The organism is Streptomyces sp. NPDC031274 (assembly GCF_055570235.1).
This window is the reverse complement of sequence record NZ_JBVIHP010000031.1, coordinates 59,554-71,633: the sequence shown is the minus strand read 5'-3', so window position 1 is coordinate 71,633 and position 12,080 is coordinate 59,554. Positions and strand designations below refer to the sequence as shown.

Sequence of the window (12,080 nt, the reverse complement as noted above, 5' to 3'; positions counted from 1 at the left end):
GCCACGTCGCGGCCTGCAGGTAGGGGGGATAGGGGCGGGATGTGGCGTGGGAGAAGTCCGGGAGCCCGTCGGGACCCGGGGTGGGGGTCAGGACGCGCAGCAGGGGAGTGGAGCGGCGCAGGCGGGGGCGGTTGAGCCAGTGACGCCACTGGCGGCCGCGGCGCTGGATGAGCAGGTCACCCGACCCCTCTGGCCAGGAACAGAACCCCTACCTCTACGCCGCGGGCGACCCCGTCAACACCATCGACCCGACCGGACTCATCGGGTGTCCCAGCTTTCTGGATGGGACATGCGACGCTGTCGGAAAGGGCGCAAAGAAAGCCTGGGGAGGGCTGAAGAAGGCGGGTCCGACACTCAGCAGAATCGGCACCATGGCATCTGGATGCGTCTCTGGCATGGGAGCCGCCGTTGAAACAGGTGCCGTCGCTTACGGCAGTACCTTGGGTCCCGGCGGCGCCGCTGGCGTGACTCTCGCGGGTTGCGGTGCAGGGGCCTTTATCACAGACCAGGGTGGACAGATCATTACTTACGGCTAGCCCTAGTCGGAGGTTGCCTTTTCTGGTTGGGCGGTGGGGCAGATTGCTCCGCCGCCCACCACGCGGTTGCCCCGCGACGGCGTGTAATTCTGCCGAACGATTCAGAAAGAGACACTATGTCCGGAAAGAAGCCGCTCGTATTCTCGCTCACATGTGTAGCGATCTGCATATTTGCGGTTATTAAAGGCGCTGTGCTGAGTGACCCCACGGATTGGTGGAGCGTGACTGCTGGAGTCGTTGGGCTAGTGGGCGGCGCCTTGATGCTTTCGGCATATTTGCGTGGGCCACGGCGGCTCGGCAAATAGCCGCGTGCAGACCGAGCATGTCGAGAGGAGACCTCGTGCCCTGGCCGGGGTGCCGTTGCCGAGGGCGGCGGATGGCCGGCTGGTGCTGGCCGTGGACATCTCTCCGTGGCTGAGGCCGGATGCCAACACTTGTGCTGACCGGGCCTTTTGCCACACATTCGGCCGGGGCGAGGGCAAGCACCAGCTGGTCCCGGGCTGGCCGTACTCGGTGGTGGCCGCGCTGGAGACCGGCCGCACGTCCTGGACGGCGGTGCTGGACGCCGTCCGACTGGAGCCCGGCGCCGATGTCGCTGCGGTGACCACAGTGAAGGTCCGCGAAGTCATCGAGCGGCTGGTCGCCGCCGGCCAGTGGCGGCCGGGCGACCCGCAGGTCCTGGTCGTGCTGGACGCCGGCTACGACGCTCCGCGCATCGCCCATCTGCTCGCGGGGTTACCCGTCGAGATCGTCGGGCGGCTCCGTTCGGATCGCGTGATGCGGCGGCCGACACCGCCGCGGGTCTACGACCCCAAGGGCGGTCGGCCGCCCAAGCATGGCGGCGAGTTCGTCTTCGGCGACCCGGCAACCTGGGGCACCGAGCAGGCAGTAACAGCCACGGACACCCGCCTCTATGGGAAGGCGACCGCGCACGCGTGGGACCGGCTGCACCCGCGCCTGACCCGCCGGGCCGCATGGCTCGACCACGATGGCCCGCTGCCCATCATCGAGGGCACCATCATCCGCCTGGTCGTGGAGAAGCTGCCCAGCGGCGGGGTCAACAAGCCGGTATGGCTGTGGTGGTCGGGCACCTGTGCAACCGAAACGGACGTCGACCGTTGCTGGCAGTCCTTTCTTCGACGCTTCGACATCGAGCACACGTTTCGCCTGTTCAAGCAGACGCTCGGCTGGACCAAGCCCCGGCTCCGCGACTCGGAAGCGGCCGACCGGTGGACGTGGTTGGTGATCGCCGCCTATGCCCAGCTCCGGCTCGCCCGCCCACTGGCCACCGACCTGCGGCGGCCCTGGGAAAGGCCGGCCGAACCGAACAGACTGACACCCGCCCGCGTCCGTAGAGGCTTCAGAAACCTGCACGCGAAGACCGGGTCACCAGCCGGTGCACCGAAACCGTCCCGGCCCGGACCCCTGGTTCGAAGAACCGCCGCCAAGCCATCCGTCATGACGTGGGCAGAGTCCTCGCCATTGGTGAGGCTTACAGCCGACCCGCTCACCACAAGGTCGGCACCAAACCCCGCAGGACAGGATGACAAGTGACTTCGAGGTTCAGCACACTGAGCGCATGCGATACGAGGAGAAAGCGAAGGTCACCACAGCGAAGGCCCTGGTCCCGATGGCCATCCTTGTCGCCTCGCCAGTGCTGCTGATAGCAGGAGCGCCGGTCCGTCGCCGATACCTCCGCTACGTCTACCGGGATGAAGCCCCACTGATCCTGGACAAGAAGCAGGGCCGAATCAGCGTCCACTGGTTCGTGGTCACCAGCCCTCTTCTCGAATGGTTCTGCTGGCCCACAGAGTCACTCGCTCGACTCAGCTCACGCCGAGGTTAAACGGCAAGCTGAGGGGACGCCTACCGCGGTGCACGCGAGACACACCCCATTGACCTCTCGCAACGAAGACTGAGCGTTGTCAGCGAAGGTTGGTGACCCCGGGCTTTCCTGCCCGGCCGCTTCCGGAGCGGAATTCGCCGACGGTCGCTAGATGATGAGTCCAAGGGCTCGTAGCCATAGGCCGCCAGCGAGGGGTGACGCATGTCGCTGCCATCGCTCGCCCAGCGCGTGCAAGGCGTGCCCGTCATCCTGGCGGTCAGCGGAGAGAACGCGACGCATGCTTCAGCAACTCGGAGGACGTCTCGGTCGGGGCCCAGCTGGGGAATAGCCTTGAGTCTCCAGTGACTGGAGACAGCAGAGTGGGGGACATGGACGTTACGACCCTCTACTCGATCGGGGAGCTTTCCCGGCAGACCGGCTTGCCCGTGAGGACCATCCGGTTCTACTCCGATTCGGGGGTGGTAGCGCCGACCACCCGAAGTCCCGCCGGCTATCGGCTCTACGACCTCGACGCACTGCTTCGTCTGGAACTCCTCCGCACACTGCGCGAGCTGGGCATGGACCTGGCCACGATTCAACGGGTACTGGACCGCGAGCTCTCGGTGGCGGAAGTCGCCGCGGCGCACGCCGACGCCATGGACGTCCAGATCCGGGTGCTGCAACTGCGTCGGAGCGTTCTACGAGTCGTGGCCAGACGCGGGTCCAGTCCCGAGGAGACCAAGCTCATGCACAAGCTCACGCAGCTGTCCGGCGAGGAACGCCGACGTTTGATCGACGATTTCATAGATGGCACCTTCGGCACAGTGGATGCCGACCCGGCCGCGGTGGCCATGGTTCGCGCTGCCACTCCCGTCCTCCCCGATGATCCGACCAGCGAGCAGGTCGCCGCGTGGGTGGAGCTCGCCGAGCTGGTCGGCGACGAGGATTTCCGTGCCCGGATGCGCCGGACGGCCGTACGTCAGGCGGCCGGGCGCCCGCTCGACATCGAATGCGATGCCGGCGAGGAACTGATGGAGTTCACCCATCAGAAGGTGGCCGAAGCCATGGAGTCGGGCATCGACCCGCTCAGCGACAGGGGCACACCCGTCACCGACGACCTCGTGGACCGCTTCGCCGAGGTGTTCGCGCGCACCCCTGACACGGAATTCCGGCACTGGATGGCCCAGCAGTTCGATGAGGCACACGATCCCCAGGTGGACCGATACTGGCGGCTGGTGTGGATCGTCAACGGCTGGCAGGTCGTACCGAACCTGATCCCGGTGTACCCCTGGCTCATCCAGGCCCTGCGAAATGACCCTGCCGCATAGTCACCGCAGTGGGCACCGCTCCGGATCCCTGAATGAGTCCAAGTGATCGCCTGCGGAGAGGAGACGAGGGCGTCCAACGTCGATGTGTGACTAACGACCTGGACACCCTCGCAACGGCACTCTATGCCCGGATCGACGACGAGTTGAAGGCTTCACCGTGGCTGGCGCCGTGGCGGCCTCCCGTCGGAATCACGCCCACGCTCAGTGACGCCAAGCTGATCACGCTCGCCGTCATGTCGGCGCTGCTCGGATACACCTCCGAGCGGCGCTGGCTACGCCGCGTCGGGCGGGACTTCGGCCACCTGTTTCCCTACGTGCCCCAGCAGTCCGGCTACAACAAGCGGCTGCGCGACGCGTTCTCACTGCTCACCAGCATGATCCGGATCGTGGCCCGCGATACCTCACTGTGGAGCGACGATGTGTGGCTGGTCGACTCCACACCGGTCGGTTGCGGTTACTCCCGCGAGACGGCCAAACGCTCGGACCTAGCAGGCTGGGCCCAGTACGGCTACTGCGCATCACACACGCGATACTTCTGGGGGCTGCGTCCGCAGCAAGTGTGCACACTCGGCGGACTGCCGGTCCTGTTCGCACTCACCGGGGCCAAGGCGGACGAGCGCGAAACGCCGCGCGACATGCTCGATACCGCGCCAGACGTCCTCGCCGTTCACCCCGGGCAGACGATCATCGGGGACAAGAACTACTTCGGCCGCGAGTTCGAGCACGGCCTTGCCGAGCGTCACCTGAAGCTGCTGCGGCCCGCCCGCAAGGGGGAAGCCGAGCCGGCCGGGTCACACCTGTTCAAACCGCTGCGGCAGGTCATCGAGTCGATCAATCAGACCTTCAAGGGGCAGCTCAACCTGGAACGACACGGCGGCAAGAGCCCGGAAGGGGTGTCAGCCCGGGTCTTGTGCCGGATCCTCGCACTCACAGCGGCGATCTGGCACAACGACCAAACTGGACAGCCCATCAAGCGATCACTCACTGCCTACGATCACTGACCGCAACGACACCCCTTGGACTCATTCATCTAGTGTCGGCCCATGTCCAGTCCTGGAGACGTGCCGCCGGAGATCCTGAACCGGTTGCGGTCGATCTGCCGGCAGCTGCCTGAGTCGTACGAGGAACCAGCCTGGATCGGCGTGCGCTGGCGGATCCGTACGCGGACGTTCGCCCATGTCTACACGCCGGACGTGGATCGCTACCCGGTCTACGCCTCGTATGCGGCCGCAGATCAGGAACTGGTCGTGATGACCTTTCGGGTACCCGTCGACGACCTGCTCGGGCTGACCGCCGGCGGGTTCCCGTTTCGCCGAGCCGACTGGGGCCATAACGTCGTCGCCGCCGTTCTCGGTGATCACACCGACTGGACCGAGCTTGCGGAGCTGATCACCGACAGCTACCGGGAAATGGCTCCGAAGTTCCTCGCCGCGCGGATCCCCGTTGTGCCCCCGATCAGCTGACCGGCGGTGGGCCTCCTCTCCTGCCACAAGGACCGAATTCGCCAGGAACGGCTGCTCAACCATCGCTGAGAATCACTCAGCCTTCCTTGCGACAGGTCACCCATTGACGGGGGCCACCCAGTCCACCGAGTGGGACCGAGCAATGCTCATTACCTGTGGATCGGCTCGGGCGGGCACACGCGAAGGGCGTACGTTCCCGAGTGATCGATTGACCGGGATCGAGTAGGCCCGCGTTGCCGCGGGTTGGGAAGGCACGCCCGTGCTCAGCGTAGTGAACGCCGACGGCACCACCGCCAACGGCTCCTCTCTGATCGACGAGATCGTCCGCGAGGGCGCACGAAGGATGCTGGCCGCCGCGCTAGAGGCCGAAGTCAACGCATATATAGCCGAGTTGGCTGATCAGCGAGACGAGAAGGGCCACCGCCTGGTCGTCCGCAACGGCTACCACCAGCCGCGGAAGGTCACCACCGCGGCCGGGGCGGTCGAGGTGAAGGCCCCGCGCGTGAACGACAAGCGGGTAGTCGAGGCCACGGGCGAGCGCAAGCGGTTCTCCTCCGCGATCCTGCCGCCGTGGTGCCGCAAGTCGCCGTAGATCAGCGAGGTGCTGCCCCTGCTCTACCTGCACGGCCTGTCCACCGGTGACTTCGTGCCCGCCCTGGAGCAGTTCCTGGGCAGCCCAGCCGGGCTTTCCCCGGCGACGGTCACCCGGCTGACCCAGCAGTGGCAGGCCGACCACGCCGCCTTCATGGACCGCGACCTGTCCGAGGTCGACTACGTGTACGTGTGGGCCGACGGCATCCACCTCAACGTCCGCCTGGAGGAGGCCAAAGCCTGCGTCCTGGTGCTCATCGGCGTGCGCGCCGACGGCTCCAAGAAGCTGGTCGCCCTCAAGGACGGCTACCGCGAGTCCGCCGAGTCATGGGCCGACCTGATGCGCGACTGCGCCCGCCGGGGCATGCGCGCCCCGGTCCTCGCGGTCGGCGACGGCGCCCTGGGCTTCTGGAAGGCCCTGGCCGAGGTGTTCCCCGAAACCCGCGAGCAGAGGTGCTGGGTCCACAAAACGGCCAATGTCCTGGACGCCATGCCGAAGTCCGCGCAGCCCGGCGCGAAGAAGGCCGTCCAGGACATCTACAACGCCGAAGACCGCGACCACGCGGCACAGGCGATCAAGACGTTCGCCAAGCTCTACGGCGCGAAGTTTCCCAAGGCCGTCAAGAAGATCACCGACGACCAGGACCAGCTGCTGGCGTTCTATGACTTCCCCGCCGAGCACTGGATCCACCTGCGCACCATGAACCCAATTGAGTCCACCTTTTCCACTGTCCGGCTACGGACCAAGGTCACCCGTGGCGCCGGCTCCAGGACCGCAGCCCTGGCCATGGTCTTCAAACTCGTCGAGTCCGCCCAGCAACGGTGGCGGGCCGTGAACGCACCCCACCTCGTCCCCCTCGTCCGCACCGGAGCCCGCTTCGAACGCGGCGTGCTCGTCGAACGATCCGACGGGCACGCCGCCTAGCCTGCCGCCGACGAGGCCGGTCAGGGTCCTGTCCGGCGGATCATGGCCGACGGACGCTGCGAGCGCGTTGCTTCAGTGGTGAGTGCGCCGTGAATGGTGTGGGCCCGTTCTCGGGTCTGCCGGTTGTGTGCCTTGTTCAGCTCTGCGGACTCAGTCCCGCCACGGCCAGCCGGAAAAGCCGGTCCGCCTGGGCGGCGGGGTCAGGGTAGTGCTCCGTGGCCAGGACGATGCCGACGACCAGCGTGATCAGGTCGGCGACAGTGACGCCTGTCGCCAGCGCGCCGTCCTGCACGGCGCGGCGCAGCAGAGGGCCTGCCGCCTCTTCCAGTGCCGCGGAGCAGCTGTTCTCGTGCACCGGGCCGTCGTAGGCCAGTGCGGCTGCCAGCCCCCGGGCGGAGACGGAGTAGGCGACGACGTCATCAAGCCATTCCAGGAGCGCGTTCCGGCTGTCGCCCTTGCCGGTCAACTCATGGGCACGAACGCACAGGGCCTCGATCCGTTTCCGGGAGACCGCCTCCAACAGTGCGCGGCGCGTGGGGAAGTGCCGGCGCACGGTTGCTGAGCCAACCCCCGCAGTGCGGGCAATCTGTTCCAGGGAGGCGTCGGCACCATGGGCAGCGACCTCCTCCTCGGCCACAGCGAGGATGCGCGTGTAGTTGCGTCGGGCGTCCGCACGCTGGTGCTCGGGCATGGCATCACCTCCAGGATTGATAAGTGGCGGGCTCCGCCGTATCGTACCGAAGCAGAAACGGCGGGCCCCGCCGTTTAATCGGCGAGTAACCCGAGGAAGCGCCATGTCCACAAATCCCGCACCCGTCCTGGTCACCGGCGCTACCGGCAGGCAGGGCGGAGCCACCGCCCGCGCACTGCTCGCGGCGGGCGTTCCCGTCCGCGCCCTGGTGCGCGACGCCGCCACCGACCGGGCCAAGACCGTCGAGGCATTCGGCGCCGAACTGATCACCGGCGACCTTCACGACCGCGATTCCGTGATCCGGGCCGCCGAGGGCGCCCGCGCCGTCTTCTCCGTGCAGATGCCCGGCATCACCGCGGAAGGCTTCGATTTCGAAGGGGAAGTGGCTCAGGGCGTCAACCTCATCGAAGGAGCGAAAGCCGCCGGAGTGCCGCAGTTCGTGCACACGTCCGTCACCGGCGCAGGCCAGCACACCGAAACTCCCGGCTGGGCCGAAGGCCGCTGGGCTTCGATGGAATCCACCCTGGGCGCCAAGAGCGCGATCCAGGACCGGGTCCGCGCGGCCGGCTTCCCTCACTGGACCCTTCTCAAGCCGGGCTTCTTCATGGAGAACTTCCTCCCGTCCATGGCGTTCCTGTTCCCGCGCGGCATAGAGGGCGGCCTGGTGAGCGTCCTGAACCCCGAGACCCGGCTATCCCTGGTCGCGGTGAACGACATCGGCAGGGCAGCCGCCGCGGCCATCACCGCGCCGGAAAGATTCGACGGGGTCGAACTGGAGTTGGCGAGCGACTACCTGTCGATGACGGAGATCGCCGAGGTCCTCTCACGTGCTCTGGGCACGCAACTGTCCGAGCCGGACATGACCGAGGAGGAGGCCCTCGCCGCCGGAATGCCGGCGATGGGCGCCACCCACGAGTGGCTGAACGTGGCCGGCCAGCCGGGCCGCCCGCAGTACGCGAGGGACCTCGGCATCCCAGTCACCAGCTTCGAGGAATGGACGCAGCAGCACATGCGGCCCACCGCCTGACACGGCCCCGGGTCTCGCCTGGTCCGTCACAGGAGGACCAGGTCCTCTCCGGCTACGACGCCACCCACTCACCACGAACACAGCCCTGATTCACACGCAAGCCGTCCACAGAATTTGACAATTCCTCAGTGGGACCTCAAACGGGCTCCAGCGGTTCAGGGCTGCACATTCCGCAACTACGGCGGCGGGTCCCGCTCGTCCGCAACTCTTGCGCGGTCAGGAGGGCCGGGAGAGGGGGCCAGGCGAGGTGCCGAGCCTCGTTCTCGTTCCCGCTCCTGCGGACACGCCTGATCAAGAAATCGAGTTGCGCCAAGCAACTCTCCACACTGGGCAGGCTCCTGCAGTCCCACCGGTGCAGTCGGTTTGTGGTCAGCACGTAAACGTGACCGTTCGCGAGCCGACCCTTGTAGTGGGAAATGTCCTCCGCGGCCTGAAGCCGCGCACGCCTGATGATCTGGCACAGCTCGCACTCTCCCGGCCCCGCCGGTGCACGGCAGGAACATCGGCCGCACTCGCCGCACGCGACGCAGGAGTGCTGCGGGGGAGTTGCCCGGGCCGCCTTCGGTGCCTCCGGGGGAGCGCTGCTGGGCGCCCCGTCTCGTGTTGCCATGCGAGCTGAGAGTTCCATGGCGGAGGCGGTGGCTACATACCCTCCGGCCATCCCGAGTTTCATCTGTGCCCGCTTCAGAACCGATCCGGGGAGCTCCTGTCCCTGGACTGCCTGCTGGATGAGCCATCGCGCCGCTGTCACCGCGTGCAGAGCACCCTCTACCCGCACACCTCCAGGCACCGAGCCATCGAGGGCGGAAGGCATCCCGATCGCCTGCTGGTCATGAGCTTCGAGGGTTCCTGAGTCGATAGAGCCTGCCAGCGTCCTCTCAACGGCGTGCAACATGTCGAGGGCGGCTTGCCACTCACGTGATGAGGGCGGAGCAGGATGAGTTTGATCCATGTGCTCTCAACTTCCCACGAGCACCGTGGTCACAGGCGAACCGGTGGCAGTCGGTTCGATGGGGCACTTTCCACGCGATCGGACGTGGTGGAGCGCATCGCACGGTGGACTCAACCCATACCGCACCAGAGTGGAGTCCACCGAGGCGCGGTGCCAAAGCGCACCGAGCGCACCCGAGCGCCCTGCCACGATGCCGCGCATCGCGTCTGCGCGCGGGGGAGTGCGGGTGGGGGTTACACGCGCGGGCGGCGCAGGTTCTTCTTGGCCGACTGGTTGTGGAGGTCTGAGCGGGTGTCGTTTCGCGGTGTGTTGGGGAGTCGCTAAGCGCGTGTCTACATGATCAATCGCGATGAGTTTTAATGTCACTCGCCGTCGGAATCGGTGCCTGCAGAGGGTGGCGCGACGTCGTGGTGGCGGAAGGCTCGTACGGCGTCGTCGAGGTGTCCGTGGGTTTCGTGGGTGGGGTGCAGACACCCCGCACGACGCCGTTGAGTTCGCCTCTGCTGTGAGAGTTCCCAGCTACTGTCTGCCGTCGTAAGCGACCCAGGAGAGCGGCTACCGCGGCCGTACCGGCACACGGTGGGATCACAGCACCGGGCAAACACACACGCACAAAACCACTGGCCATAAACGAACTGTTGCTTTCCGGGGTGCAACGGAAGGATTCGGGCGCGACCTGTTCTCTGTCCGGGGCGCACTCATCGAGGGTGGGGAGTTGGCCATGGAGTCCGTCGAGTTCGGGACCACAGCTGCGGAGCGGCTGGAGCGGCTGCGCGGGCAGTTACGGGGGCAGCCGGTCGGTACGCGGGCCGCGCAGCGCACGCAGGCGTCACAGGGAGCGGCGCTGTTGTTCGGGGTGATGCTGCACGCGGCGTCCCGGCTGGAGGCCGGGCTGGAGCTGACGCCTCTGGAGGCGCGGCTGGTGGCGCCGCTGCGGCTGATCCTGCCGGAGGAGGAAATCCGCGACTTCGGGCGCCTGTACCGGGAGGAAAGCGCCGCCCGCACCACCGCCGCCGTCCTGCCGGACTCGCTCGCCGCGCGCAGCGCGGCCGAGGGCTACGCGATCGAGGACCTGCTCAAGGACCTTCCCTCGCTGCGCGAGGAGACCCTCGCGCAGGCCAACGTGAGCGTCGTCGACCTGGACACCGCCACTCCTGGCGAGGGGGACACCTGGGACACGCAGGAGTTCAACGCGGGCCAGGCCGCCTACGGTTACGGCGCGACGGTGGTGACCGCGTCCGCATCTGCGGCGCCCGCGGCGCAGGAGGACGACTCGGGCGTGAGCGCCTCGATCGTGGCGCGGATCGACCTGTTCGCGTTCCTGTGCGAGCGCGAGTCCAACGAGGTCAGCGTGGACGACGAGATCTACTGGGGTCTGAGCAGCGCGGGCGCGTTCGGGAACCGCCAGGAACGACTGACCCGGGTCTACACGAACATCGACAAGAACGAGTGGCACAACTTCGACGCCAACACCACGCTCTACAACGGACGCGTCGACACCAGCCTGGTGTGCAACATCTCCTGCTGGGAGGAGGACGACGGCGGCTCGCGCTGGCGGGAGGAACTGCGCGCGAAGCTGCTCATCATCAGCGAGGAGCTGATGAAGTTCACCGAACTCATGGAGATCTACGGCTATCTGATGCCGCAGTACGGCGACTTCCTCGACTTCACCACGCTCGTCGCAGCGATCGCCTACATCATCCGGTGGCTGGTGGACCTGTTCAAGAATCCCGACGACCTGGTGGCGCAGCGCACCCTCGTCTTCGACCAGGCCGCCCTGCGCCATCTGGTGACCCATGGCGGGGGCGGCTCGACCGGCTGGGTCTTCGACGGGGGTAGCGAGGGCCGCCACCGCCTCCAGCTCAGGTGGGTCGGCAGCCCTCCGCCCGAGGACGCGCCCAACCACATCAAGGTCATCTCGCCCGCGAGCGGCCAGTGGGGTGCCACAACCAGCCTGCCCACGCCCACGGATACGGGCCCGGCTATCGCCGCGATCGGCGACACGCTGTACGTCGCGATTCGCGCCATGAACAACGGCACGATGCTCGGCAAGAAGGTCCCCAGCGGCTGGCTCGGCTACTACACCGTCCCCAACCGGATCTCCCTCGCGGGCCCGGCGCTGGCCGTCCACGAAGGCAAGCTGTACCTGGCCACCACCGGCGCCAGGGGCGAGCTGCACGTCACCGGCTACACGGGCAGCACATGGGAAAGCGCCGTCAAACTCTCCGGCTCCAGCTCCACGTCCCCCGCCCTGGCCAGCCACAACGGGGTCCTGTGCTGCGCGGTCCGCGGCGCGGGCGACAATGCCGACATCTGGTTCGCGCGCCGCACCGGCACCACCTGGGACGGCTTCACCAAGGTCCCCGGGCTCCAGTCCTTCCACGCACCGGCGCTGGCCGCCCACGACGGCAAGCTCTACGTGGCCCACGCGGGCATCAGCGGCGCGACCTACGTCAACACCTTTGACGGCACCACCTGGTCGGCGGCGGTGAACCTGGGTGGAACCACCGACTCGGCCCCGGCGCTGACGATCCGCAACGGTGTCCTGTACTGCGCGGTCCGCGGCCTGGACTCCAAGGTCTACCTCAACTTCCTCAGCGGCTCCGCCTGGCGCGGCTTCACCCAGACAGTGCCCGGCGCGGCCACTATGTCGGAGCCCGCCCTGTCCGGCGGCACCGGCGACTCCCTGCACATCGCCTATCGCACCACCTGACCCGGACCCGGATGCCCCGCCCCCGGCCT

The 12,080-nt window shown here is 67.2% G+C and carries 7 protein-coding genes and 2 pseudogenes; 8 read left to right on the top strand and 1 reads right to left on the bottom strand.

Annotation, left to right across the window (positions count from 1 at the left end; translation table 11 throughout):
• Window positions 1–818: 818 nt before the first annotated feature.
• The 6 genes and pseudogenes from ACZ5CR_RS36750 to ACZ5CR_RS36725 form a co-directional block, all read left to right on the top strand.
• Window positions 819–2,083: pseudogene (locus ACZ5CR_RS36750) on the top strand (NF041680 family putative transposase); the annotation flags it as partial.
• Window positions 2,084–2,115: 32 nt separating this feature from the next.
• Window positions 2,116–2,382 carry a hypothetical protein gene (locus ACZ5CR_RS36745; protein WP_468865805.1) on the top strand — a complete coding sequence of 89 codons (267 nt, stop codon included), beginning with the start codon at window positions 2,116–2,118 and terminating at the stop codon, window positions 2,380–2,382.
• 368 nt (window positions 2,383–2,750) lie between these two features.
• A complete protein-coding gene (locus ACZ5CR_RS36740; RefSeq protein ID WP_468865803.1) occupies window positions 2,751–3,689 on the top strand; it encodes a MerR family transcriptional regulator in 939 nt (312 codons plus the stop codon).
• A gap of 86 nt (window positions 3,690–3,775) precedes the next feature.
• Window positions 3,776–4,690, top strand: a complete 915-nt coding sequence (locus ACZ5CR_RS36735; protein WP_468865801.1) for an IS982 family transposase — start codon at window positions 3,776–3,778, stop codon at window positions 4,688–4,690.
• 60 nt (window positions 4,691–4,750) lie between these two features.
• Complete coding sequence (locus ACZ5CR_RS36730; RefSeq protein ID WP_468865799.1) at window positions 4,751–5,152, top strand: MmcQ/YjbR family DNA-binding protein; 402 nt, start codon at window positions 4,751–4,753, stop codon at window positions 5,150–5,152.
• A 259-nt stretch (window positions 5,153–5,411) separates the two neighbouring features.
• Window positions 5,412–6,668: pseudogene (locus ACZ5CR_RS36725) on the top strand (IS256 family transposase).
• Between the two features lie 136 nt (window positions 6,669–6,804).
• Here the strand turns inward: ACZ5CR_RS36725 and ACZ5CR_RS36720 are convergent.
• Window positions 6,805–7,359: a TetR/AcrR family transcriptional regulator gene (locus tag ACZ5CR_RS36720; protein WP_393763075.1), complete on the bottom strand. Its 555-nt coding sequence runs from the start codon at window positions 7,357–7,359 to the stop codon at window positions 6,805–6,807.
• 103 nt (window positions 7,360–7,462) lie between these two features.
• On the opposite strand from ACZ5CR_RS36720, the gene ACZ5CR_RS36715 reads away from it, so the two are divergent.
• The gene (locus ACZ5CR_RS36715; protein WP_468865797.1) at window positions 7,463–8,386 is read left to right on the top strand and encodes an NmrA family NAD(P)-binding protein; all 924 of its coding nucleotides are present in this window, start codon (window positions 7,463–7,465) and stop codon (window positions 8,384–8,386) included.
• A gap of 1,673 nt (window positions 8,387–10,059) precedes the next feature.
• Window positions 10,060–12,051 (top strand): hypothetical protein, encoded by a 1,992-nt coding sequence (locus ACZ5CR_RS36710; protein WP_468865796.1) that lies wholly within the window; start codon window positions 10,060–10,062, stop codon window positions 12,049–12,051.
• Window positions 12,052–12,080: the final 29 nt, after the last annotated feature.

Excerpts from the sequence above, each read along its gene's own strand:
- ACZ5CR_RS36745 (WP_468865805.1), top strand. The coding sequence starts at position 2,116 with ATGCGATACGAGGAGAAAGCGAAGGTCACCACAGCGAAGGCCCTGGTC.
- ACZ5CR_RS36740 (WP_468865803.1), top strand. The coding sequence starts at position 2,751 with ATGGACGTTACGACCCTCTACTCGATCGGGGAGCTTTCCCGGCAGACC.
- ACZ5CR_RS36720 (WP_393763075.1), bottom strand. The coding sequence starts at position 7,359 with ATGCCCGAGCACCAGCGTGCGGACGCCCGACGCAACTACACGCGCATC.
- ACZ5CR_RS36715 (WP_468865797.1), top strand. The coding sequence starts at position 7,463 with ATGTCCACAAATCCCGCACCCGTCCTGGTCACCGGCGCTACCGGCAGG.
- ACZ5CR_RS36710 (WP_468865796.1), top strand. The coding sequence starts at position 10,060 with ATGGAGTCCGTCGAGTTCGGGACCACAGCTGCGGAGCGGCTGGAGCGG.